Here is a 23,174-nt window from a genome sequence, read left to right as displayed (position 1 = left end):
AGGCAGCCAAGGCAGCGAGGAGGCAGCGGAGCGCCGGTGCTGGTCGGCCTCGAATGGGAAGCGACGAGGGCCGGCACCTGACCGTTGACGCGCGTCGCCACCAATTGGCAACGGCCGTGCAGCTTGAGTCCGCATCCCCCCGACGGGGGTCGTCCCTTTTCCCGTGGAAACGCTCCATCACGGGAAGCGTCTCGTGCCGAGCGGCACTGCTCAGACGGTGTCCCCTCCCCCTCGTCGCGGACGGTGCGATCGCTGCCTGCCGTGTAATTTCCGAAACGGGACGAGCTGAGGAGGGAACAGGTGGCTGCCGGTGGCTTCTCGTCGAAACGGCTGGGTCGGGTGAGGGGCTTGATCGAGCATCACGTCGAGTCCGGCTTCGTCCCGGGCGTGGTGGCCATCCTCGCCCGGCACGGTGAGGTGCACATCGAGGCGACGGGTCATCTCGCGTTCGAGGGCGCGGGGTCACGGACGCCGATGGCGGCCGACACGATCTGTCGCCTGGGCTCGATGACGAAGCCGATCGTCGCCGTGTGTGCGATGACCCTCATCGAGGACTGCACCCTCCGCCTCGATGACCCGGTCGACGATCTCCTGCCGGAATTGGCGGACATGACAGTGCTCGCCGATCCGCACGGTCCGCTCGACGACACCGTCCCGGCGGAACGCCCGATAACGCTGCGGGACGTACTGGACGGCACCCTGGGCACCGGCATGGTCCCCGCCGAGCCGGGAACGGTCCCGATTGCCGACGCGCTGGACGCACTCGAATATCAGTCGCCGGGCGAGTGGATCCGCCAGCTCGGTGACCTTCCGCTCGTCCACCAGCCGGGTGAGCGCTGGATGTACGACACCGCCGCCAACGTGGCCGGTGTGCTCATCGCCCGGGCCACCGGCGTGTCCTTCGGGGATGCCATCCGTGAGCGGGTCTGCAAGCCGCTTGGGATGACCGACACCGCATTCAGCGTGGGTAGCGAGAGCATCGACCGGTTCGCGACGGCGTACGAGCAGGACAACGCTGCCACGGGTGAGCCGGTTGTGGAGGACGCCCCCGACGGGCGGTTCAGTCGACCGCGGCAATTCGAGTCCGGCGGCGGCGGGCTCGTCTCGACCGCCCAGGATTACCTCGCCTTCGCCTCGGCCCTGCTCGCCGGCGGCACCCACGGCGGCGAGCGGGTGCTGTCACGACCGGCGGTGACGCTGATGACCAGCGACCACCTGACCCCGACGCAGAAAGCCATCTCCGGGTTCTGGCCCGGATATTTCGACGCCATCAGCTGGGGTCTCGGATTGTCGGTCCGGACCCGCCGCACGCACCTCGGTCCCTCGGTCGGCAGCTACGGATGGCCCGGCTTCTATGGCACCGCCTGGTACAACGATCCCGCCGAGGACCTGACGGCGATTGTGTTCATGCAGCGGGCACACGCGGGCGACCAGCGGCTGCCGATGTGGCACGACTTCTGGACGACTGTCTACCAGGCGATCGACCACTGACCGCAGCGTTCGTTTCCCGGTGGGCGGCACCCGCCCTCGGCCGCGTGGTAATCCCGAAGCCCTCAGCGACACAAGCCAGTGTGAGAGTCGCCGAGGCAATGGGGGTTCGGGTGGGTCCACCGAAGACGCGGGACGAGGGCTGGTTCACCAGTCTCTACGCCGCCGAGTACGTGCACATGGTCCGATACGGCCTGCGCCGGCTCGCTGACCGGGATGCAGCGGCCGAGCTTGCCCAGGAGGTCTTCGTCGTCGCCTGGCGTCGCCGCGCCGAGGTGCCGGAGCGCAGCCTGCCCTGGCTGTACGGGGTGGCCCGGCGCCTTCTGGCAAACCAGTGGCGGTCGCGGCGCACCGCACCCGACCTCCTTTCGATCACCGATGTCGACCTCGAGCGACTGGCCGGATCGTCGGGTGCCGACACGAGCGTCGGGGTCGCCGACATCTGGGCTGCTCTGGCCAACCTCAACGACCTCGACCAGGAAATCCTCCGGCTGATCGGCTGGGAGGAGCTGACGGTGTCCGAGGCGGCCAAGGTTCTCGGTTGCACCGCGGCGACCGCCGCAGTGCGCCTCCATCGCGCCCGCCGCCGACTTGCCGAAGCGATGTCGGGCCGGCCCGCGCAGACCCGGCGCGGCCCGGTGTTGGTGACCATTCGAGAGGATCTGTGATGTTCGGAGCAGAGCGAACCCGTACTCTTCTCGGCCCGGCCGACCCGGCCCGGAACGCCGCCGTCGGGCCGCCGCTGGTCTCGGCGCGCGAGCTGATCGATCGCGCCGACGCTACGGGGACGGTGGCCGGGCGTCGTCGCGTACGCCAGACGCGTCGGCTGGTCCTGACCGCCGGGACGCTGGCGGTCGCGGCCGGTGCCGTGGCGGTACTTCAACCGTTCGATGCGGCCACACCGGACACCCCGGGGTCGGCGACGGGCACGGTGCTCGTGCCGGTCGCGTACCAGTTCGACGCGGATCCGCCGGCGGCGGGCACGCAGCTACGCCTGCTGGCCGACAAGATCAAAGATGCGGGGTACGACCACCAGAGCGGGCGCTACATGTACCACCACACGAAGGTGTGGGGCGACCCGGTGATGACCTCGGCCGACGGTCGCCACCACGTCGCCTTTGCCGACGAGACGAAGGTCTGGCAGGCCGCCGACGGGACCGGTAGCCAGGTCAACACCCAACTCGAGCCGCAGTACCCCGATCAGGAGTCACGTACCTACTGGCAGCGCAGACTCGATTCGCAGCCAGCGGCCGGCAGCACCCCCGCTCCCAACAAGTATCCGCTGCCGCCCATGGACCTCAGCCCACCGACGGCTGTCCCGTCCGAGCTGCGGGAGCTGCTGAAGGTCGAGTACGGCGCGGGGGCGGCGAGTAAGGAGGTCAGCACGCTCTACGGGCGGTACGTCGTACCGCGTGCGACCCGAGCGGCGGTCCTGCGGGTCCTCGCCGACGTGCCCGGCTTCCGTTGGCGGGGGCAGGTCACGGACCGTGCCGGCCGGAACGGGGTGGCCGTCACCTTCGACGACCGCGAACACGACGCGCAGTCTCTTTTGATCTTCGATCCGAGGACTGGCGAACTTCTCGCCCATGAGCGGTTGACGCTGTCGCCCGTGCGGATCAGCGCGTACCAGGTGATCCTCGATGTCGCCTGGACCGACCGGGTCGGCTGACCGCCGACTTGCGGGGCCGCTCCTTCGGGAGCGGCCCCGCTGTCTTTCCCTTAGCGGCGGTAGCTGCGGCGTTGCCCGCGCTCGTAGCAGATCAACTGTCTCGGCGGGGGTTTTCCACAGGTCGCCAGGTTGTCCACAGGCGACGACGTCGGGACGGCTCGTGGGGCGGATTCCGAGCAGGGTCAGCGGCATACCAGAGCCCGACCGCTGGAGGCCGCGATGCCACCCCATACCACGGTTCCGCCGATCCGCCGGCTCCCGCTGGTCGTCACCGGCGACGACGATCTGCTCGACGATGTGCTTCGGCTCGCCGCCGTCGGCGGGACCGAGTTGGAGCTCGCCCGCGACCCGGCGGCTGCCCGTACCCGCTGGCTTCCCGCACCCCTGGTGCTGCTCGGCGCCGATCAGGCGCAGGCGTGTCTGCGCGCCCGGTTACCGCAGCGGCCCCGGCTGGTGCTGGTCGGCCGTGCCGGGCAACTCGACCCGGGTTGGCAGATCGCCGAGCTGATCGGGGCCGAGCACGTCGCCATGCTGCCGGCCGCGGAGCCATGGTTGGTGGATCGGTTCGCCGACCATGACCCGGACCGCCCGGCCGGCGTCGGCGCCCGGGTCGTCGCGGTCCTTGGTGGTCGGGGCGGTGCGGGCGCGAGCGTGCTCGCCGGTGGCCTTGCGGTGACAGCCGCCCGGGCCCGGCTGCGCACTCTCCTGGTCGACGCCGACCCGCTCGGTGGTGGCCTCGACCTCGTGCTGGGCTGGGAGCAGTTGGAAGGCCTGCGCTGGCCGGCGCTCACCAGCGCCGACGGGCGGGTGGACGCCCCGGCGCTGGTGCAGGCCCTGCCCAGTCGCGGTGATCTCGTGGTGCTCTCGTGGGACCGCGGCGAGATGCTGGCGTTGCCGGCGACGGCGATGGCGGCGACCGTCGACGCGGCCCGGCGTGGGCGGGACTTCGTGGTGATCGACCTGCCCCGGCAGTTGGACGACGCGGCCGTGGTGGCGTTGCAGGCCGCCGACCAGGCGTTCGTCGTCGTACCGGCCGAGCTGCGTGCCACCGCGGCGGCCACTCGGGTGGTGGCCGCCGCCGCCCCGCACTGCGCTGCGCTCTCGGTGGTGGTGCGCGGGCCCGCCCCGGGGCGGCTGCGGGCCACCGAGGTGGCACGCGCGCTGGGCCTTCCCCTGGCCGGCACGCTGCGCCCCGAGCCGGGGCTCTGCCGTGGGCTGGAACGGGGCGAGGCGCCGGCCGCCGGGGGCAAGGGCCCGCTGGCAGCACTCTGCCAACGGATCGTCACCGACCTCACCGGCATGCCGGCTACGGGTGCGGCATGAGCGCCGGGCCGGAGGACGGCACGCTCGCCGCCCGGGTACGGCAGCGGATCGCCGCCGCCGCCACCCCGGTCACCGCGGCGGCGATCGTCTCCGCGGTACGGGCCGAGCCCACCGCCGCGGTGCTCGGTGACACGGCCATGCTGCGGATCGCCGACCGGGTGCGCGACGACCTCGTCGGCGCCGGGCCGCTGGCGCCGCTGCTCGCCGACCCGGAGGTCACCGACGTCCTCGTCAACGGCGCTCGGGTCTGGGTCGACCGCGGGTCCGGGCTGCACCAGGTCGCTGTGCCAGTCGGCTCGGTGGAGGACGTCCGCCGGTTGGCGCAGCGACTGATCGCCAGTGCCGGGCGGCGGCTCGACGACGGCTCCCCGTACGCGGACGCCCGACTTCCCGACGGCACCCGCCTGCACGCCGTGCTGCCGCCGGTGGCGACCGAAGGCCCCTACCTGTCGCTGCGGACCTTCCGGCACCGGCCCTTCACCCTCGACGAGCTGGTACGCCAGGGGACCGTGCCGCGACCGCTGGCGCCACTGCTCGCCGCCGTCGTCGCGGCCCGCCTGGCGTACCTGGTGACCGGTGGCACGGGGTCGGGCAAGACGACCCTGCTCAACACCCTGCTGGGGATGGTGCCGGCCACCGAACGGATCGTGCTGGTGGAGGACGCCGCCGAGCTGCGTCCGGGGCATCCGCACGTGGTGGGGCTCCAGGCGCGTACCGCCAATGTGGAGGGCACGGGCGTGGTCAGCCTGGCGGACCTGGTTCGACAGGCGTTGCGGATGCGCCCGGACCGACTGGTGGTCGGGGAGTGCAGGGGCGGTGAGGTGGTCGATCTGCTGGCCGCGCTCAATACCGGCCACGACGGGGGCGCCGGCACGCTGCACGCCAACACACCGTCGGACGTGCCGGCCCGGTTGGAGGCCCTCGGAATGTTGGGTGGGCTGCCTCGCGCCGCGTTGCACGCCCAGGTGGCCGCCGCGTTGCAGGTGCTGTTCCAGGTACGACGTGGCGATCAGGGTCGCGTCCTGGAGTCGGTCTGCCTGCTGTTGCCCGAGGGGCCCGAACGGATGGTGACCGTGGTGCCCGCCTGGGTGCGCGGCAGTGGACTCGGGCTCGCCGCCCGCGCCCTCGGGGCGCTCCTGAGGGAGCGTGGGGTGGCGGTGCCACCCATCCTCAGCGAGCCCTGGCCCGGATCGGCGGGGCCGGCATGACCGGCGAGACGGTGCTGGTGGCGGTGCTGCTCATGGTCGCCGCTGCCCTGGTGGCCTGGCCCGTGCAGAGCATTCGAGCCCGTCGACGTCGTGTGCTGACGCCGGGACGGAGGGACGGTGGTGTCGATCCGGATGACGCCCTGGTGCAGTGGATCAGGGAACTCGGTCGCCAGCCGGACGATCCGGTGGGCGGCACCGGCACTGCCCCGGCCTCGGGCCATCGTGCCGGCATAGCTGATGAGCCGGGTGGCACTGCGGCTTCCGGCGGAAGGCGTACGGCACTCGGCTGGCCCGACCGGGACGTCACCCGCAGCCCGAGGTGGCCGGCAGCGACAGGCGGGTTCACCCGTCCGGAGGGCCCGACGCGCCCGCCGGCCCGTCGAGATCCCCGACGCCCGACCGGCACCGACCGGCCCGAGCCGGCCGCCTTGCTCGGTCCAAAACAATGGCCTGCCGCATCGGCGGCCACGGTCACGATCGGTGTCAGCGGTGTGGACGTGGGCGGTCGGCACGACGTCTCCGGCCCGGCAACCGCCGCTCACCGCGGTGATCTGGACGTCGGCTGTCGGGGCGACGCGGGCGGGCTGGCGCTGGTCGACGGGTGCGCCGTCGCCGGTCGCCGCGACCACGGGCGCGTCGGCCCGACCGGCACAACACCGGGTACGCCGCTCTCGGAGCGCATCTCGCGATCGACGACCCGGGTGTTACCTGTGGTCGGCCTGCTCGGCGGCGGTGTGGGTGCCGTGGTCGGCGGTCCGGTGGCCGCGGTCGCGATGGCCGGGTACGGCACGCTGGCCGTACGCGCCGTGCTGCGTTGGCGAGTGAACCGGGGCGCCGAGCGGAGCCGACGACGTGCGCTGGACCAGCTCTGCGGCCTCGCGGCGGACCTGAGGGCTGGCCTGCCCGTCCCACACGCGCTCGAAGTCGCGGCCGTTGAGCGTGACGGGGCGAGCCGCCTACGTCAGCTGACCTCGGCGGCGGTGCGGTTGGCCGACCGGACCGGCGCGCCGCTGGCGGAGCTCGTCGAGCGGATCGAGGCGGACGCTCGGGCCACCGACCGGGGTCTGGCCGCAGCGGCGGCTCAGGCGGCCGGTGCCCGGGCCACGGCCTGGCTACTGGCGGCGCTGCCGATCGGCGGGATCGGGCTCGGGTACGGCATTGGCGTCGACCCCATGGCGGTGCTCCTGCACAGCACGGTCGGCGGCGCTTGCGCGGTCGCTGCGGTCGCCCTGCAGGTCGTGGGCCTCCTCTGGGCGGAACGGCTGGGCGCGACACCGGGGCGGGTCGGATGACCGCCCCGGGCCTGAGTGGCCAGCCCAGCTCAGCGGGCCAACGCAGGGCAACGGGCCAGCCCAGCTCGGCGGGCCAACGTGGCTCAGCCGATCGGCTCAGCTCGACGAGCCAGCCCAGCTCAACCAGGCGTCCCCCGGACGTGGTCCGGCTCGTGGCGGTGCTGGGTGGGCTCGCCGTGGCCGTCGTCGTCGAGGGCTGGATCGGGCTGCTCGGCGCTCTCCCGGCCGCGTTCCTGCTCGATGTCCTGCTGCGCCGGATCGAACCGCCCGCTGTTCGCAAGCGGCGGCAGCAGGAGGCTGCCGACCTGCCGCTCGCCGCTGACCTCCTGGCCGCAGCGATGCGGGCGGGCGCCCCGGTGGATCGCTCGGTGCTGGCCGTCGCCGAGGCGCTGGACGGGCCGCTCGCCGGCCGGTTGGCCCGGGTTGGCCGCACGTTGCTGCTTGGCGGCGGCCCAGCGGAGGCATGGTCCGCGCTGGACGGAGTGCCCGGCGCGGAGCGCCTGACCGCAGCGGCGTTGCGCTCGGCCAACAGTGGTGCCGCCCTGGCCGGCGCACTGACCCGGCTCGCCGACGACCTGCGCGCCGACCGGGCCACCGCTGCGGAGGCATCGGCCCGCCGGGCGGGTGTGCTCATCGTCCTGCCGCTGGGGCTCTGCTTCCTGCCGGCGTTCATTCTCGCCGGACTCGTGCCGGTGATCGTCGCCGTTCTCGGCGATGTGCTCTGACCCATCGAGAAGGGAAACAGTCATGCGCAAACTCATCGCTCGCCTGCACGGCGATGCCGGAATGAACACGGCCGAGTACGCCGTGGGCACCCTCGCCGCGGTCGCCTTCGCCGGGATCCTGTTGAAGGTGCTGACCTCCGGCAACGTCCAGTCGGCGCTGACCGCCGTCATCGACCGGGCGCTGAAGTGATCGGGCGCCGGCGGGCCGGCCACGATTCAGGGTCGAGCGTTCCCGGGCTGGCGGTACGAGGCGGGCGCAGACTTCGCGTCCTCGGGCGGACCGCTGGTGGGGACCGGGGGTCCTTCACCGCCGAACTGGCGGCCGGCCTGCCGGCGCTGCTCCTGCTTCTGCTGGCCGGCCTGACCGCGGTCAACGCCGTCAGCGCGCAGGCGGGCTGTCTGCACGCGGCCCGGGAGGCGGCGCTCGCCGCCGCCCGGGGGGCGGACGGCAGCGCGGAGGGTGGCCGGGCGGCGCCACCGGGGGCGGCGGTGTCGGTGTCCGTCGAAGGCGACCGGGCGCACGCGACGGTAAGGGCACCCGTCCGGACGTTGGGCGGGCGGCTACCGCGCATCACCGTGGTCGCCACCGCCGTCGCGGCCGTCGAACCGGGCGCTCACGAGGGGATTTGGTAGTGCCACGAACTGACGATCCGCCGCGCCACGCCAGCAACCCACCGGCTGCCGGAGGGCTCGTTGCTGGCCGGCCGGACCGGCAACGAGGTGGCGCGACGGTCCTGCTGCTGGCTATGGGGCTCGTCTTCGTGGTGTTCGGGACGTTTGGCGCCGCCATCGTCGCCGCCGGAATGGCGAGTCAGCGGGCGGCCGTAGCAGCCGACCTCGGCGCGCTGGCCGGGGCAGCACGGGCGCTCGACGGCGACGCTGTGGCCTGCGCGTCCGCGTCCGACCTCGCCGGTCGCAACGACGGCAGGCTGGTCGGCTGTCACCTCGACGGGTTGGACGTGCTGGTGACAGTCGAGGTGGCGTTCACGCAACTACCCGGCCTGACCCGGGTGGCTGCGGCACGCGCCCGTGCCGGCCCGGTGCGGGGCTGACCCTCGCGGTGGCGTCTCTAGTCACCGCCGCCGCGCCCGCTGCTGCGGTCAGCGCAGGGCTTCGCCAGGGCAGGGCCCCGCCAGGGCAGGGCGCGGTCAGCGGAGGGCGCGGTCAGCGGAGGGCGCGGTCAGCGGAGGGCTTGGCCGGTGGAGGGAGGGGCTTGGCCCGCGTCGCAGCGTCAAGCGGAGGTACGGGCTGGCGCGTGGTCGAAGGAACCAAGGGGCCCTTGTGGGATTGGTGAGTGCTGTGGAGCTGAATCGGTTACGACATCAAGGCCGATGCGTTTACGACATCAGCTCCAGAGGCACCACCGGACCAGTCAGGGGGCCGAGTCACCAACGGCCTGCCTCCTGGTGGCAGTGCGGTCCAACGGCCTGCCGTCCCGGGAGTGCGGTCCGGCAGCCTGCCGGCCGGGACTGGTCAAGGTCCAGGTCCCGGCCGGCAGCCGAGGAGTGGGTGGCCGCGACGACGACCGCTGAGGGTCACCGCACAGCCCTGGTCCGGGCCGGATGTGTCAGCGGGCCTGGAGCGCGTCGAGGGCGACGGCCATCGCGATGACCAGGCGGCGGTCGATCTGCGGGTTCTGCACCTCGACGATGTACTTGTCGCGCAGGCCCCACTTCTTGACCACGGTGAAGACCGGCTGGCCGCCTGCGGTGAAGTCGAAGTGGTACGGCAGCCAGGACAGCGAGTCGACGAACCGACGCAGCAGTGCCACCGGCATGCTGCGCTCCTGGCCCGTCACCTGCGGCAGGCCGGCCTGCTCGACGTGCCAGGTGGACCGCAGCAGCGACTGGGCGAAGTCCTTGCGGAACAGGCCGATCGGGTTGCCGGCCGCGTCGGTGACGTCGTACGTGGCGCCGAGGTCGATGCGCTGGCGGGCCTTGAAGCCGAGCAGCGGCTGCTGCTTGGAGTCATCGGTGTAGATGGTCACCTGCTCCTTGAAGGCGAGCCGCTTCTGCTGCGCGAACGCCAGCAGCTCACCCTCTGTGCCGTCCGGGGAGACCGCCCGGACCTCGTACTGGTTGACCATCATGCGCAGTCGCTGGCGGATGTGGAACTGGTGCTGTCCCTGCAAGCTGTCGAGCTGCATCTGAACTCCTCTGGGGTTGGTGCGCCGGAGTCTCGCACAGCCCGACAACCGTCGCGCCCCCTGCTGTCCATGATCAGCTGCGGCTGGGTAGCCGTCGAGCCCGTTGGACGACTACCCAGCACGGAGTGATCACTGGTGCCCTTGCAGGATCACTCCCGGCGATCTCAGCGACTGTCGACGGAGGTCGCGGCCCGCAGCGACCAGGTGTTGAGCACCTGGTGGATGCCGCGCAGCCGCTCGTTGATCTGTTCCAGCCGTTCCGCCTGAGCCAGGGCGGCCAGCGCCGTCCCCAGCGCGATCTGCTGGTCGAGGGTGAGATTGTCCTGGTCGATGGTGTAGAGCAGGTCGACGGTCTCGGCGATGGTGTCGGCCACAGCTTCTCCTCGGGCACGGGGGGCGATCAGCAACAAGGGCATCGATGGAAGCGCTCCCAAGCCATTGTGCCCCGTGCCATGCGGATTCATGCAAGCTGCTCAGCCCGGCAGGTTCGTCAGCACCACGTCGAGCACCCGGATCGCGTCCGGCTTGGAGAGCGGGTTGTTGCCGTTGCCGCATTTCGGTGACTGCACGCAGGATGGGCAGCCGGTCTCGCAGCCGCACTCCGCGATCGCGTCCCGGGTGGCCCGCAGCCACGCCGCCGCCGTCCCGTACGCCCGCTCGGCGAACCCGGCGCCGCCCGGATGCCCGTCGTAGACGAAGACGGTCGGCGCCTCGGTGTCCTGGTGCAGCGCGGTGGAGAGCCCACCGATGTCCCACCGGTCGCAGGTGGCCATCAGCGGCAGCAGGCCGATCGCGGCGTGTTCGGCGGCGTGCAGCGCACCCGGCACATCGGCCGGCTGGACCCCGGCGAGGGCCAACGACTGCGGCGACAGGGTGAACCAGACCGCCACCGTGCGCAGCTCCCGGGTGGGCAGGTCGAGCGGTCGGGTGTCGATCACCTCGCCGGTGGCGATACGCCGCCGCTGGTACGACACCACCTGGCTGGTCACATCCACCTCACCGAGGAACATGCCGACCGGCCCGGCGTCCACGTAGGAGCGCACCGACACCACGGACAGGTCGGTGACGTCGCGGGCGTGGGTGGACCAGTCCGGCTCCTCGGCGTGCACCAGCGCGCAACCGTCGGCCAGGTCGAGCTGGTCGACCACGTACGACACGCCCTGGTGCAGATAGACCGCGCCGGAGTGCAGCAGGAAGTGCGACGAGCCGCCGTCGACAGTGCCGAGCAGCCGGCCGGTCGACGACTCCACCACGGCGACCGGGGCGCCGCCTTCGCCGCGCAGGTCCACCTCGGGCCGCTCGCGGTGCCGCCAGTACCAACCGGTGGGCCGTTGCCGCAGCGCCCCCGCCGCGACCAGTTCGTCGACCGCCTCCTTCGCCCCCTCGCCGAAGAGCGCCAGGTCGGCCGGGGTGAGTGGTGCCTCCACCGCGGCGCAGGCCAGCTGTGGTGCCAGCACGTACGGGTTGGCCGGGTCGAGCACAGTCGCCTCCACCGGCGCGCCGAAGATCGCCTCCGGGTGGTGCACCAGGTAGGTGTCCAGGGGGTCGTCCCGGGCCACCAGCACCGCGAGGGCCTCCTGCCCGGAACGCCCGGCGCGGCCCGCCTGCTGCCACAGTGACGCCCGGGTGCCCGGGTAACCGCAGATCAGCACCGCGTCGAGCCCGACCAGGTCCACGCCCAGCTCCAGCGCGTTTGTCGAGGCGAGGCCGAGCAGGTCGCCGTGCAGCAGGGCCCGTTCCAGCTCGCGCCGCTCCTCCCGCAGGTAGCCGCCCCGGTAGGCGGCCACCCGGTCGCCGAGCCCGGGCACCGCGTCGTCCAACGCTCGACGCGCGTTGGCGGCCACCACCTCGGCGCCCTTGCGGGAGCGGACGAACGCGAGGGTGCGTACCCCCTCGGCGACCGTGTCGGCGAGCAGGTCAGCGGTTTCGCGCAGCGCCGACCGGCGGACCTGGCGGAGTTCGTCGTGCCCGCCGGTCGCCTGCGGGGGCGCCGAGCGGGAGGAGCCGTCGCCGGTCGCCCGTCCCGGCTCCGAGGGGGAGGAGCCGTCGCCGGTCGCCTGCGGCGGCACCGGGGAGGAGGAGCCCGAGTCGGGTGGCAGCAGCGGCGGTTCCCAGAGCGCGAAGGTCACCCCGCCGCGGGGGGAGGCGTCCTCGGTCACCGCCGTCACCGGTAGGCCGGTCAGTCGTCCGGCCGCGGTGGCCGGGTCGCCGGAGGTGGCCGAGGCGAGCACGAACACCGGGGTGGCCCCGAACCGGGCGCACTGCCGGCGCAGCCGACGCAGCACGTGCGCTACGTGCGAGCCGAACACGCCCCGGTAGGTGTGGCACTCGTCGATCACCACGTACGCGAGTCGGCGCAGGAGACCTGACCACTGGGCGTGCCCGGGCAGGATGCCGTGGTGCAGCATGTCCGGGTTGGTCAGCACGAACCGGGAGTGCCGTCGGATCCACTCCCGCTCGGTGCGCGGAGTGTCCCCGTCGTAGCAGGCGGGGCGTACCCCCTCCAGTTCCAGCGCGGCGACGGCGCGCAACTGGTCCGCGGCGAGCGCCTTGGTCGGCGCCAGGTAGAGCACTGTGGCCCGGGGGTCGGCGAGCAGTGTGGCCAGGGCCGGCAGCTGGTACGCCAGTGACTTGCCGGACGCGGTGCCGGTGGCGACGACCACGTGTGTGCCCTCGTACGCCAGGTTGGCGGCTTCGGCCTGGTGCTGCCAGGGCGCGACCACGCCGCGCCCGGTGAACGCCGTGCGCAGCTCCGCCGGTGCCCACGACGGCCACGGCGCGGGCACCCCCGCGCGGGCCGGCACCCGTTCGACGTGGGTGACCGGGTCGGCGGCGCCCCGGGCGCGTAGCCGGCGCAGCAGGTCGGCCGGCGCTGGCCCGGGGCCGGGACCAGCGGATACGGTGGCCGCGGGCGACGACTTCAGGTCGTGGCGCGGTGTGCCGCGCGCGGAGCTGAAGTCGTTGGAGGTCACGCCCTGCACTCTCGCACTGGTGTTCGGAGATGAAAAGTCGGACACCGGGGTAAGGGGAAGCCTCCGCTGGCGTCCGCAGGCCGTCCCGGCGGTAGTGGTTAGATGCCCACGAGAGTTTACGGCTCTGGCGAGGAGGACCGATGGAGCTGTCACTGGCGACCCGCACCGTGGGCGAGCACACGGTGCTCGAGGTCGGTGGGGAGGTGGACGTCTACACCGCGCCCCGGCTCCGTGAACGACTCCTCGAGCTGATCGACGGTGGCGCACGTCACGTGGTGGTCGACCTCGGTCGGGTGGATTTCCTCGACTCCACCGGCTTGGGCGTGCTGGTCGGCGCGCTCAAGCGGCTCCGTTCGGCCGGTGGCTCGTTCGCCCTGGTCTGCGACAAGGAGCCACTGCTCAAGATCTTCCGGATCACCGCCCTGGACCAGGTGTTTCCGCTGCACCCGACGGTCGACGCGGCGATCAGCGCCGACTCGGCGGGCGCCGGCGCGTGATGGCGACAGTCAAGCTCTCGTTCTCGCCCGCCCCGGTGCACGTGCGCACCGCCCGCCTGGTCGGCGTCGCCGTGGCCCGGCGTGCCGGGGTCCGGGAGGACCTGCTGGACGAGGTGCGCCTCGCCATCGGTGAGGCGTGCACGCGCGCGGTGGCCCTGCACCGGCAGTACGGCCTGGTTGACCCGGTGCTGGTGGAGATGTCCGACGGTGGTTCGTACGCGGTGCGGGTGGTGGATCGGGCGCCGATCGAGGCGGGCATCGGTCTGAGCGCGTTGCCGCCGGACGAGCTGGCGAACGAGTCGCTCACCGATGAGGCGCTGACCACTGGCGTCGGCTTCGCGCTGCTCGCCGGCTTCGTCGAGGACCTGCAGGTGCGCCCGGTCGACGAGGGCATCGGCACCGAGGTGCGGATGGTGTGGCCGGTCGGCCGCTGACGGTTCCGCTGCGTAGGCCGCGTCCCCTGCTGGGGATGCGGCCTTCTTTGCATGGATCGGGCCCTATATCAGATTTCGTTTCATAACACAGCGACGAAGATCATCGCGACACGGTGCCACCTGGGTGTGACCTCCAACACTGCGGAGGGCTACAGTACCCGGGTTGTCAGCAAGTGACCCATCCCGCAGCCAGCGGGTATGGGTGGTCATCGCTGGTCCGCTGGTGGGTTGGCGCGCGCTTGCGAGTCCGCATCCAGGCGTCGGTCAGTGCGTCTCCACTCACCGGCGCGATTGTTCGGTAACAGGAGGACACAGATGTCCGAGACCTTGGCCGCCGACGGCGGCGGGCTTTCCCTTACCGGAAGCAATGTCACCTACGTCGTCATCGCCGCGGTCGTCGCGCTGGTGGCGCTCGGTTTTGCTGCCGCCTTGACGAAAACGGTGCTGGCCGCTGGTAAGGGCACCGAGAAAATGCAGGAGATCTCGGGGGCGGTCCAGGAGGGCGCCTCGGCCTACCTGCTCCGTCAATTCCGTACCCTGGCGATCTTCGTCGTCATCGCCGTCGTGCTGCTCTTCCTGCTTCCGGTGCACGACACCGATGGCAGTGAACTCGCGGTGAAGATCGGCCGCTCACTCTTCTTCGTGGTGGGCGCCCTGTTCAGCGCGTTCATCGGCGGCGCCGGCATGTGGCTGGCCACCCGCGCCAACCTGCGCGTGGCCGCCGCCGCGAGAGAGCGAGCAGGCGGCCGCGAGGCGGCCATGAAGATCGCGTTCCGAACCGGTGGTGTCGTCGGCTTCTTCACCGTCGGCCTCGGCCTCTTCGGTGCCGCGCTGGTCGTCCTGCTCTACCGGGGTGACGCGCCGACCGTGCTGGAGGGCTTCGGCTTCGGCGCCGCGCTGCTCGCGATGTTCATGCGGGTCGGCGGCGGCATCTTCACCAAGGCCGCCGACGTCGGCGCCGACCTGGTCGGCAAGGTCGAGCAGGGCATCCCCGAGGATGACCCACGCAACGCCGCCACCATCGCCGACAACGTGGGCGACAACGTCGGTGACTGCGCCGGCATGGCCGCCGACCTGTTCGAGTCGTACGCGGTGACGCTTGTTGCCGCGCTGATCCTCGGCCGCGCCGCGTTCGGCGAGGAGGGCCTGGTCTTCCCGCTGATCATCTCCACCATCGGCGTGCTGATCGCGATCGTCGGCGTCTTCATCACCCGGCTGCGCGCGACCGACCGCAACGCCCTGACCGCCATCAACCGGGCCTTCTACCTGTCGGCGGTGCTCTCCGCGGTGCTGGTGGCGATCGCCGCCTACGCGTACCTCCCGGCGACCTTCGGCGAGTTCGACAGCGGGCTCACCGACGCGCCCGGCAACCCCCGGCTGGTCGCCATCGGCGCGGTGGTCATCGGCATCGTGCTGGCCGCCGCGATCCAGGCGCTGACCGGCTACTTCACCGAGACCAACCGGCGCCCGGTGCAGGACATCGGCAAGAGCTCGCAGACCGGTGCGGCGACGGTGATCCTGGCCGGCATCAGCATCGGCCTGGAGTCGGCTGTCTACTCGGCCCTGCTGATCGGCGCCGGCGTCTTCGGGGCGTTCCTCCTCGGCGGCAGCTCCATCACGCTGTCGCTGTTCGCGGTGGCGCTGGCCGGCACCGGCCTGCTCACCACCGTCGGCGTGATCGTCGCGATGGACACCTTCGGGCCGATCTCCGACAACGCCCAGGGCATCGCCGAGATGTCCGGTGACCTCGACGAGCACGGCGCTCGCACGCTCACTGAGCTGGACGCGGTCGGAAACACCACCAAGGCGATCACCAAGGGCATCGCGATCGCCACGGCGGTGCTCGCGGCGACCGCGCTGTTCGGCTCATACACCGACTCGCTCCGCAGCGCGTACGCGACGGCTGGCGTGGGCGACGTCGGGACGGAGATCCTCAACTCGCTGAACGTGGCGAACCCGCGCAACCTGGTCGGCCTGATCATCGGCGCGGCGGTGGTCTTCCTCTTCTCCGGGCTGGCCATCAACGCGGTGTCCCGCTCGGCGGGTGCCGTGGTGATGGAGGTCCGCCGGCAGTTCCGTGAGCTGCCCGGCATCATGGACGGCACCCAGCGCCCGGAGTACGGCAAGGTCGTCGACATCTGCACCCGGGACGCGCAGCGCGAGCTGATGACCCCCGGCCTGCTCGCCATCCTGGCGCCGATCGCGGTCGGCTTCGGCCTCGGGCCCGGCGCGCTCGCGGCGTACCTGGCCGGTGCGATCGGTGCCGGCACCCTGATGGCGGTGTTCCTGTCCAACTCCGGTGGGGCTTGGGACAACGCCAAGAAGCTGGTCGAGGACGGCGCGTACGGCGGCAAGGGCTCCGAGGCGCATGCCGCCACTGTCATCGGCGACACCGTCGGTGACCCGTTCAAGGACACCGCCGGCCCGGCGATCAACCCGCTGATCAAGGTGATGAACCTGGTCTCGCTGCTGATCGCGCCCGCCGTGGTGGCCTGGAGCGTCGGCGACGATCGCAACGTCGGCCTACGGGTCACCATCGCGCTGGTCGCGACGGCGATCATCGTGGCGTCGGTGGTGTTCAGCAAGCGCAAGGGCATCGCGATGTCCGACTCTGACGCCGATGGCAACACCGGCGCGGGCAGCACGGATCACCGCCCGGAGACGGTCAACGCCTGACCAAGGGCCGGTCCGGGGTCCCCGGTCGACGTAGCCCGTCGACCGGGGACCCCGGCCGTCCGGCCCGATGCCACACCTGGCCAAAGGCCGTACGCTGCAACGCATGCGTACGTGCCGGGCGTCTGCCGCCGGAAAGTTCACGGTGGTCCTGGCCACGATCGTCGTCCTGGCCGGCTGCGGCGGGGGCCCCAGCCCTCGGGCCTGGGCGGCCTCGGTCTGCGGCGCGCTCACCCCGTGGCGCTCCGAGATCAACAAGCTGACCAGCAGCACCGACGAGCAGATGACCGCGCAGACCACGCCGGCGCAGGCCAAGGAGAACCTGGTGCGGCTCTTCGAAGGGGCGGAGCAGGCCAGCGAGGCCGCGCGCCGCAAGGTGGAGAAGGCGGGCGTCCCGGAGGCCGAGAACGGCGAGGCCATCTCCGCGGGTTTCCGCAGCTCGCTGGGGAAGATGCGGGACGCGTACGGCCGCGCCCGGGACACCATCGACGGCCTGGGCACCGGCGAGCCGACGGTCTTCTACGACGGCGTGCGGGCCGCCGTGGAGACCCTCAACAAGGAGTACGACGCCAGCGCGCTGGACACCAGCAAACTCAACTCCGAGGAGTTGAAACAGGCATTCGACGAGGTGCCGGAGTGTCGCTGAGCGGGCTCGGTGACACCGGGAAGGCCCAGCCGCCCCCGGCGCTGTTCCCCGCGCCCGAGTCCGACACGCCCACTCCCGGGCGACGCCGCGCCGGCGCGCCGCAGACCGGCCCGGCGCAGCACGGCTCCCCCCGGCACGGCACGTCCCAGGGTGACGACGCGGGCCGGCAACTCGTCTTCTTCGGCGCGGATGCGGCCGAACCAGCAGTCGCGGACCTGGCCGGGTTGCTCGCCGGGCCTGGTGAGGTGGTCCGGATGGGCGGCACCGCCCGTCTCTCGGTGCAGGTGGACGCCGCCTGGCGGGTGCACGTGCTCGTCGCCGAACTGGCGTCGCGCGGGCTGGCGGCGAGCTGGGAGCCGACCGAGGGCGAGCGACACGCCGTTCGGACGTCGTACACCCGGGTCTTGAAGCCGCTCGCGGCCGCCTGGCTGCACGGTACGACGAAACGCCCGCCGGCCGCCTTCCACCTGACCGGCCGGCGGCTGCGGCTGTGGCTCGCCGCGGCCGGGGCGCCGGAGCCTCCGGATGCCTGTCTGCTGCGGCTCGGCGCCGACGACCAGGAGTGCTGGGAGCCGATCGGGGTGGCGCTCGCCGCCGCCGGCCTCGCGGGCACCCTGCTCGGCCCTGAGGACGGCGGCCCGGCCTACCGGATCACCGGCCGCCGCCGGCTCGCCCGGCTGGCTGAGCTGGTCGGCGGGCCCCCGCGAGCGGCACCGCCGGAAGCCTGGCCGTCCTGACTGCCCCGCCCCATTCCACCCCGTCGATCTTGCAGTTGTGGTGGTGGACGTACTTCTCGTCCGGGGTTAAAACGCCCACCACAAGTCCATGATCGACGTGGCGGGGACGCGCGCTTCCGGTGTCCGGTGCCGGACAGCCGGCGGGTCGATCAAGGCGGAAAACGGGCGGGTCGGACCTCGGTCGTGGGTCCGCCATCGTCACAGTGACCCGCTTCGAGCCCTACCCACGGTGTACGGTGGCGCCGTCCGGCAGTGCCGAGCGCGGCGGGGCGGTGTCGACCGCCACGTCGAAGCGGTTTGCGGCCCGCGAACCCGAAACGCGGGCGGCGCGTTACGTTGGACATCCGGACCGCCGGTGCGACGGCGGGGTCGAAAGCGGTCGCTGTCCGGGCGCCGGCAGGCCACGAGCAGGAGTGAGGTCGGGGAGAGACGTGCCAAGCAACGCTGGAACCACCCGTCTGGTCATCGTCGAGTCACCGGCGAAGGCCAAGACGATCTCGGGCTACCTTGGTCCGGGGTACGTCGTGGAGGCCAGCTTCGGTCACGTCCGCGACCTGCCGCGCAACGCCGCCGATGTGCCGGCCAAATACAAGAAGGAGCCCTGGGCCCGGCTCGGGGTGGACGTCGACAACGGCTTCCACGCGCTCTACGTCGTCTCCGCCGACCGTAGGCAGCAGATCAGCAAGCTGGTCAAGCTGGCCAAGGAGGTCGACGAGATCTTCCTGGCGACGGATGAGGACCGCGAGGGCGAGGCGATCGCCTGGCACCTGGTCGAGACGCTCAAGCCCAAGGTGCCGGTAAAGCGGATGGTCTTCCACGAGATCACCAAGCCGGCGATCCAGGCGGCGGTGGCCAACCCGCGGGAGATCGACCGAGACCTGGTCGATGCCCAGGAGGCCCGCCGGATCCTCGACCGCCTGTACGGGTACGAGGTCTCCCCGGTGCTGTGGAAGAAGGTCATGCCGAGGCTCTCGGCCGGCCGGGTGCAGTCCGTGGCGACCCGCATCGTGGTTGAGCGGGAACGGCAGCGGATGGCCTTCCGCACCGCCGAATACTGGGACATCCTGGCCACTCTCGCGGTGGCCAACGCCGGCGAGGGCCCGCGCGCGTTCAACGCCACCCTGATCGCCCTGAACGGCGACCGGATCGCCACCGGTAAGGACTTCGAGCCGACCACCGGCCGGGTCCGGGCCGGCGCCGGCGTCGTGCACCTCGACGAGGGCGGTGCCCGGGGTCTCGCGGCCCGGCTGGAGGGGCGGCCGTTCACCGTCACCCGGGTCGAGGAGAAGCCCTACCGCCGTCGCCCGTACGCGCCGTTCATCACCTCTACCCTCCAGCAGGAGGCGGCCCGCAAGCTGCGCCTGTCCTCGCAGCAGACGATGCGCACCGCGCAGCGCCTGTACGAGAACGGTTACATCACCTATATGCGTACCGACTCGGTGAACCTGTCGGAGACCGCCATCTCGGCGGCCCGCCGACAGATCGTCGAGCTGTACGGCGAGCGCAGCGTTCCGCCGGAGCCGCGCCGCTACACCGGCAAGGTGAAGAACGCGCAGGAGGCGCACGAGGCGATCCGCCCGGCGGGGGACAACTTCCGCACCCCGGGCGAGGTGGCCAAGGAGTTGTCCGCCGAGGAATTCAAGCTCTACGAGCTGATCTGGCGGCGCACCATCGCCTCGCAGATGACCGACGCGGTCGGCTCCAGCGTGTCGGTGCGCATCCGGGCGGTCTCCACCTCCCAGGAGGAAGCCGACTTCGGCGCGACCGGCAAGACCATCACCGACCCGGGCTTCCTGCGGGCGTACGTCGAGTCCAGCGACGACGAGAACGCCGAGGCCGAGGACGCCGAGCGCCGGCTGCCCACACTGGTCAAGGACCAGCCGCTGACCGCCGACGAGTTGGCCGCGCAGGGCCACCACACCCAGCCGCCGTCGCGCTACACGGAAGCGTCGCTGGTCAAGGCCCTGGAAGAGCTGGGCATCGGCCGCCCGTCCACCTACGCGTCGATCATGCAGACGATCCAGGACCGGGGGTACGTCACCAAGCGCGGTCAGGCGATGATCCCGACCTTCCTGGCCTTCGCGGTGATCGGGCTGATGGAGCGGCACTACCCGCGCCTGATCGACTACGACTTCACGGCCACCATGGAGAACGAGCTGGATGAGATCGCCGGCGGCGACCACGCCGCTGTCGACTTCCTCACCGCGTTCTACTTCGGCAGCTCCAACGGCGCCGGGGACCAGGACATCGCCCGTTCCGGCGGGCTCAAGAAGCTGGTCACCGAGAACCTCAGCGACATCGACGCCCGCAGCGTCAACTCCATCCCGCTCTTCACCGACGACGACGGCCGCGAGGTGGTGGTGCGGGTCGGCCGCTACGGGCCGTACCTGCAACGGGAGCTGCCCGGCGGCGAGCAGCCGGCAGCGGCTGCGGGTGAGGGCGAGGAGGGCGGCAGCCAGGGTGACCGGGCGCCGATCCCTGAGGGCCTGGCCCCGGACGAGCTGACCCCGGAGAAGGTGCACGAGCTGTTCCTCGGCGGCAGCGGCGAGCGCAAGCTCGGAGACGACCCCGCCACCGGCGAGCCGATCGTGCTCAAGTCCGGCCGGTTCGGCCCGTACGTTTCCAGTGGTGAGCGGAAGTCGTCGCTGCTGCGTACGCAGACACCGGACTCGCTGACCCTGGAGGAGGCGCTCAAGCTGCTCAGCCTTCCCCGGCTGATCGGTGTCGCGCCGGACGGCGTCGAGGTCTTCGCGAACAACGGTCGGTACGGCCCGTACGTCAAGCGGGGCGAGGAGTTCCGTTCGCTCGAGTCCGAGGACCAGATGTTCACTGTCGGCCTGGACGAGGCGCTGGCTCTGCTGGCCGCCCCGAAGGCCCGTGGACGGCGAGCCGCTGCGCCGCCGCTGCGCGAGATGGGCGTGGACCCGGCGACCGAGAAGCCATTGGTGATCAAGGACGGCCGGTTCGGCCCGTACGTGACCGATGGCGAGTTCAACGCGTCGCTGCGGCGCGGGCAGACGCCGGAGGCGTTGAGCCTCGCGGAGGCGTCCGAGATGTTGGCCGAGAAGCGGGCGAAGGGTCCGGCGCCACGAAAGAAGGCGGCGGCGAAGAAGGCCCCTGCCAAGAAGGCCACGGCCACCAAGAAGACGGCCGCCGCCAGCAAGTCCACGGCCGCGAAGAAGACGACCACGGCGAAGGCGACGGCGGCCAAGAAGGCGCCGGCCAAGAAGGCCGCCCCGCGCAAGGCCGCCACCAGCACCGAGTAACCGCGCTTCGCCCTGATCCGTGTGACACTGTGGTGGGGCGGCCGGCGCTGGTCTGCGGCTCGCGGTGGATTCGGCCTGCATGAGGGTGTTCCGTGTCACGCCCGCCGGGGAAGCGTTCGCCGCTTCGCCGGTACCGTCGTACCGTATGGCCATGCCGACGATGTGCGACCCGCGCCCGCTGGGGTCGAGGTGATTCGGAAGCGGCGTGCCGGCGGGGAGAAGCGGGACGCCGTTCTCGACGCCGTGGCGGGCGTGCTCGCTGCCCGCGGATACGAGAACACGCGGTTCGCCGACGTGTCGATGGCCGGGGGCGTCGCGATCAGCACCTTGCAGACCTACTTCGGTTCGCGCGAGGACATGGTCATCGAGGCGATGCAGGTGTTCACCGACCGGGAGGTGGACGCCCTACGAGCGGTGTCCGCCGCCGAAGCCGATCCGTGGCGCCGACTTGTCGCGCTGGTGGACCGGAGTCTGCACAACTCGGAGAGCACCCGGCAGATCCTCGTCGAGTTCTGGCGGTCCGCGATGCGCGACGACGAACTCCGCCACTACAGCGCGGAGGTGCAGACGCGTTACCGGGCGCCGTTTCTGGCCGCCGTACGGGAGGGCGCTGAGCGGGGCGCGTTCGAGCTGGCTCACGACGCCGGAGCGGTGACGGATCTGCTGCTGTCGGCGCTGGCCGGATTGATCGTGTCTCGCGTGCAGCACCATCCCACGCCGTCGCCCGCGGAGTTCCAGGATGTCCTGCTGGCCCAGCTCCGGCTGATGTTAGGTGTCAAGAGTTCAACGCCCAGTGCCGACCGGATCGAGGAATGATGGCCACCGTCGAGATCACCCGTTTCCGGGTGCCCGCAGAGCGTGCCGAGGCTCTGCTGGCCGCACGGCCGGCGATGCTGCGCGACTTCGCGGCCGACCGCGCCGGGTTCCTCGAAGCGCGGCTGGTCCGGGTGTCGGCGGACGAATGGCTGGACATCGTCTTCTGGGGCTCCTCTGAGGACTTCGCCGAATCGCGGCGCCGAGGCGCGGACCGTCCCGGCATCCAGACCTTCTTCTCCCTGATCGAGTCGGTGGTCAGCGTCGAGGAGGGCACCACCACCGAAGCGACGGGTGCCTGATGCGCGCGGCGTGGTTCGACCGGCAGGGCCCGCCGCGCGAGGTGCTCCAGGTCGGTGAGCTGCCCGACCCGCAGCCGGGCGAGGGCGAGGTCCGGGTGCGGGTGTCGGTGTCCGGGATTCACGTCGGTGACCTTGGTAAACGGCAGGGATGGTGGGGGTCCACAATGTCGTTTCCCCGGGTCGTCCCGCACGGCGACGGTGCCGGGGTGATCGACGCGGTCGGGCCGGGTGTCGAACCGTCCCGCGTCGGCGAACGGGTCTGGGTCTACCTCGCGCAGTCGTACCGCCCGTTCGGCACCGCCGCCGAGTACACGGTCGTGCCGGCCCGGCACGCCGTGACGCTGCCGGCGGAGGTGCCGTACGAGCAGGCCGCCGGGCTCGGCATCCCGGGCATCACCGCCCACCGGGCGATCTTCGCGGACGGTCCGGTAGGCGGGCAACGGGTCGTCGTCACCGGCGCCCTCGGCGCGGTCGGACGGGCCGCGTTGGCGGTGGCCCGGCGGGCGGGCGCCCTGGTGATCGCGACAGTCCGTAGGCCCGACCAGGTCGAACACGCACTGGCCGCGGGCGCGCACCACGCGGTCGACACCGTCGGTGGCGATGTCGCCACCAGGATCCTCGACCACATTGGTGGGGAACCGATCGACCGCGTCGCCGAGCTGGCCTTCGACGCCAACCTGGCGACCAACCTGCAGATCCTTCGCAACGGCGGCGTCATCGCCACGTACGCGACGGTCGCCGCCGAGCCGGCCATCCCGTACTGGCCGCTCGGCTTCCAGAACATCACTGTGCGTTTCCTCAGCAACGACGACTTCCCGGAGTCGGCGAACGAGGCCGCCGCCATCGAACTGACGGCCGCGCTGGTCGCCGGTGACCTGCGCTACCCGATTGCCGCCCGATTGCCCCTGACGGAGATCGCCGAGGCACACGAAATGGTCGAGCACGGGTCGGCCGGCGGCCGGATCGTCCTGGATATCTGAAGG

22 protein-coding genes are annotated in these 23,174 nt (G+C 71.8%); 19 read left to right on the top strand and 3 right to left on the bottom strand.

The features are described from left to right. Window positions 1-339 precede the first annotated feature (339 nt). From ABZU74_RS00960 to ABZU74_RS00915, 10 genes are all read left to right on the top strand, one after another. Window positions 340-1,491 carry a serine hydrolase domain-containing protein gene (locus ABZU74_RS00960; protein WP_355418186.1) on the top strand — a complete coding sequence of 384 codons (1,152 nt, stop codon included), beginning with the start codon at window positions 340-342 and terminating at the stop codon, window positions 1,489-1,491. A gap of 110 nt (window positions 1,492-1,601) precedes the next feature. Continuing rightward, window positions 1,602-2,156 carry a sigma-70 family RNA polymerase sigma factor gene (locus ABZU74_RS00955; protein WP_355416774.1) on the top strand — a complete coding sequence of 185 codons (555 nt, stop codon included), beginning with the start codon at window positions 1,602-1,604 and terminating at the stop codon, window positions 2,154-2,156. After that, window positions 2,156-3,157 carry a CU044_5270 family protein gene (locus ABZU74_RS00950; RefSeq protein ID WP_355416771.1) on the top strand — a complete coding sequence of 334 codons (1,002 nt, stop codon included), beginning with the start codon at window positions 2,156-2,158 and terminating at the stop codon, window positions 3,155-3,157. The genes ABZU74_RS00955 and ABZU74_RS00950 overlap by 1 nt, the downstream gene beginning before the upstream one ends. A gap of 219 nt (window positions 3,158-3,376) precedes the next feature. Then, window positions 3,377-4,480 carry a septum site-determining protein Ssd gene (ssd, locus tag ABZU74_RS00945; protein WP_355416768.1) on the top strand — a complete coding sequence of 368 codons (1,104 nt, stop codon included), beginning with the start codon at window positions 3,377-3,379 and terminating at the stop codon, window positions 4,478-4,480. Continuing rightward, on the top strand, window positions 4,477-5,688 hold the full coding sequence (locus tag ABZU74_RS00940) for a TadA family conjugal transfer-associated ATPase (protein ID WP_355416765.1): 1,212 nt from the start codon (window positions 4,477-4,479) through the stop codon (window positions 5,686-5,688). The genes ssd and ABZU74_RS00940 overlap by 4 nt, the downstream gene beginning before the upstream one ends. Further along, window positions 5,685-6,980, top strand: coding sequence for a hypothetical protein (locus ABZU74_RS00935; protein WP_355416762.1), 1,296 nt, complete (start codon window positions 5,685-5,687; stop codon window positions 6,978-6,980). The genes ABZU74_RS00940 and ABZU74_RS00935 overlap by 4 nt, the downstream gene beginning before the upstream one ends. Window positions 6,981-7,120: 140 nt before the next feature. Then, a complete protein-coding gene (locus tag ABZU74_RS00930) occupies window positions 7,121-7,705 on the top strand; it encodes a type II secretion system F family protein (RefSeq protein WP_355416759.1) in 585 nt (194 codons plus the stop codon). A 22-nt stretch (window positions 7,706-7,727) separates the two neighbouring features. Continuing rightward, on the top strand, window positions 7,728-7,895 hold the full coding sequence (locus tag ABZU74_RS00925; RefSeq protein WP_184180752.1) for a DUF4244 domain-containing protein: 168 nt from the start codon (window positions 7,728-7,730) through the stop codon (window positions 7,893-7,895). Between the two features lie 47 nt (window positions 7,896-7,942). Next, on the top strand, window positions 7,943-8,338 hold the full coding sequence (locus ABZU74_RS00920; RefSeq protein WP_355418183.1) for a TadE family type IV pilus minor pilin: 396 nt from the start codon (window positions 7,943-7,945) through the stop codon (window positions 8,336-8,338). Beyond that, complete coding sequence (locus ABZU74_RS00915) at window positions 8,338-8,757, top strand: Rv3654c family TadE-like protein (RefSeq protein WP_355416756.1); 420 nt, start codon at window positions 8,338-8,340, stop codon at window positions 8,755-8,757. The genes ABZU74_RS00920 and ABZU74_RS00915 overlap by 1 nt, the downstream gene beginning before the upstream one ends. Window positions 8,758-9,272: 515 nt before the next feature. Here the strand turns inward: ABZU74_RS00915 and ABZU74_RS00910 are convergent. The 3 genes from ABZU74_RS00910 to ABZU74_RS00900 all read right to left on the bottom strand — a co-directional run bounded on the left by ABZU74_RS00910 (window position 9,273) and on the right by ABZU74_RS00900 (window position 12,823). Continuing rightward, window positions 9,273-9,851 (bottom strand): hypothetical protein, encoded by a 579-nt coding sequence (locus ABZU74_RS00910; RefSeq protein ID WP_355416753.1) that lies wholly within the window; start codon window positions 9,849-9,851, stop codon window positions 9,273-9,275. A gap of 164 nt (window positions 9,852-10,015) precedes the next feature. Continuing rightward, the gene (locus tag ABZU74_RS00905; protein WP_355416750.1) at window positions 10,016-10,225 is read right to left on the bottom strand and encodes a hypothetical protein; all 210 of its coding nucleotides are present in this window, start codon (window positions 10,223-10,225) and stop codon (window positions 10,016-10,018) included. Between the two features lie 99 nt (window positions 10,226-10,324). Further along, complete coding sequence (locus ABZU74_RS00900) at window positions 10,325-12,823, bottom strand: DEAD/DEAH box helicase (protein WP_355416747.1); 2,499 nt, start codon at window positions 12,821-12,823, stop codon at window positions 10,325-10,327. A gap of 140 nt (window positions 12,824-12,963) precedes the next feature. Here ABZU74_RS00900 and ABZU74_RS00895 point away from each other — a divergent pair, with 140 nt between their 5' ends. From ABZU74_RS00895 to ABZU74_RS00855, 9 genes are all read left to right on the top strand, one after another. Next, window positions 12,964-13,320 (top strand): STAS domain-containing protein, encoded by a 357-nt coding sequence (locus tag ABZU74_RS00895; protein ID WP_179781807.1) that lies wholly within the window; start codon window positions 12,964-12,966, stop codon window positions 13,318-13,320. After that, window positions 13,317-13,754, top strand: a complete 438-nt coding sequence (locus ABZU74_RS00890) for an ATP-binding protein (protein WP_355416743.1) — start codon at window positions 13,317-13,319, stop codon at window positions 13,752-13,754. Before ABZU74_RS00895 ends, ABZU74_RS00890 begins: the two co-directional genes overlap by 4 nt. A 315-nt stretch (window positions 13,755-14,069) precedes the next feature. Then, on the top strand, window positions 14,070-16,430 hold the full coding sequence (locus ABZU74_RS00885) for a sodium-translocating pyrophosphatase (protein WP_355416740.1): 2,361 nt from the start codon (window positions 14,070-14,072) through the stop codon (window positions 16,428-16,430). Between the two features lie 103 nt (window positions 16,431-16,533). Beyond that, window positions 16,534-17,073, top strand: a complete 540-nt coding sequence (locus tag ABZU74_RS00880; RefSeq protein WP_355416737.1) for a hypothetical protein — start codon at window positions 16,534-16,536, stop codon at window positions 17,071-17,073. After that, window positions 17,064-17,810, top strand: coding sequence for a hypothetical protein (locus ABZU74_RS00875; RefSeq protein WP_355416734.1), 747 nt, complete (start codon window positions 17,064-17,066; stop codon window positions 17,808-17,810). The genes ABZU74_RS00880 and ABZU74_RS00875 overlap by 10 nt, the downstream gene beginning before the upstream one ends. A 431-nt stretch (window positions 17,811-18,241) precedes the next feature. Next, window positions 18,242-21,076, top strand: coding sequence for a type I DNA topoisomerase (gene topA / locus ABZU74_RS00870; RefSeq protein WP_355416731.1), 2,835 nt, complete (start codon window positions 18,242-18,244; stop codon window positions 21,074-21,076). Between the two features lie 189 nt (window positions 21,077-21,265). Further along, window positions 21,266-21,892 carry a TetR family transcriptional regulator C-terminal domain-containing protein gene (locus ABZU74_RS00865; RefSeq protein ID WP_355416728.1) on the top strand — a complete coding sequence of 209 codons (627 nt, stop codon included), beginning with the start codon at window positions 21,266-21,268 and terminating at the stop codon, window positions 21,890-21,892. Next, complete coding sequence (locus ABZU74_RS00860; RefSeq protein WP_355416725.1) at window positions 21,892-22,191, top strand: antibiotic biosynthesis monooxygenase; 300 nt, start codon at window positions 21,892-21,894, stop codon at window positions 22,189-22,191. Before ABZU74_RS00865 ends, ABZU74_RS00860 begins: the two co-directional genes overlap by 1 nt. Further along, a complete protein-coding gene (locus ABZU74_RS00855) occupies window positions 22,191-23,171 on the top strand; it encodes an NADPH:quinone reductase (protein ID WP_355416722.1) in 981 nt (326 codons plus the stop codon). Before ABZU74_RS00860 ends, ABZU74_RS00855 begins: the two co-directional genes overlap by 1 nt. The last annotated feature ends 3 nt before the right edge of the window (window positions 23,172-23,174 follow it).

It is taken from the genome of Micromonospora sp. NPDC005171, assembly GCF_040608575.1.
In the GTDB taxonomy this organism is placed as follows: Bacteria; Actinomycetota; Actinomycetes; order Mycobacteriales; family Micromonosporaceae; genus Micromonospora.
This window is presented reverse-complemented; position numbering and strand designations above follow the sequence as displayed.

Coding starts and splice junctions, on each gene's coding strand:
- ABZU74_RS00895 (WP_179781807.1), top strand. CDS start 12,964: ATGGAGCTGTCACTGGCGACCCGCACCGTGGGCGAGCACACGGTGCTC.
- ABZU74_RS00935 (WP_355416762.1), top strand. CDS start 5,685: ATGACCGGCGAGACGGTGCTGGTGGCGGTGCTGCTCATGGTCGCCGCT.
- ssd (WP_355416768.1), top strand. CDS start 3,377: ATGCCACCCCATACCACGGTTCCGCCGATCCGCCGGCTCCCGCTGGTC.
- ABZU74_RS00940 (WP_355416765.1), top strand. CDS start 4,477: ATGAGCGCCGGGCCGGAGGACGGCACGCTCGCCGCCCGGGTACGGCAG.
- ABZU74_RS00925 (WP_184180752.1), top strand. CDS start 7,728: ATGCGCAAACTCATCGCTCGCCTGCACGGCGATGCCGGAATGAACACG.
- ABZU74_RS00950 (WP_355416771.1), top strand. CDS start 2,156: ATGTTCGGAGCAGAGCGAACCCGTACTCTTCTCGGCCCGGCCGACCCG.
- ABZU74_RS00885 (WP_355416740.1), top strand. CDS start 14,070: ATGTCCGAGACCTTGGCCGCCGACGGCGGCGGGCTTTCCCTTACCGGA.
- ABZU74_RS00880 (WP_355416737.1), top strand. CDS start 16,534: ATGCGTACGTGCCGGGCGTCTGCCGCCGGAAAGTTCACGGTGGTCCTG.
- ABZU74_RS00860 (WP_355416725.1), top strand. CDS start 21,892: ATGGCCACCGTCGAGATCACCCGTTTCCGGGTGCCCGCAGAGCGTGCC.
- ABZU74_RS00910 (WP_355416753.1), bottom strand. CDS start 9,851: ATGCAGCTCGACAGCTTGCAGGGACAGCACCAGTTCCACATCCGCCAG.
- ABZU74_RS00855 (WP_355416722.1), top strand. CDS start 22,191: ATGCGCGCGGCGTGGTTCGACCGGCAGGGCCCGCCGCGCGAGGTGCTC.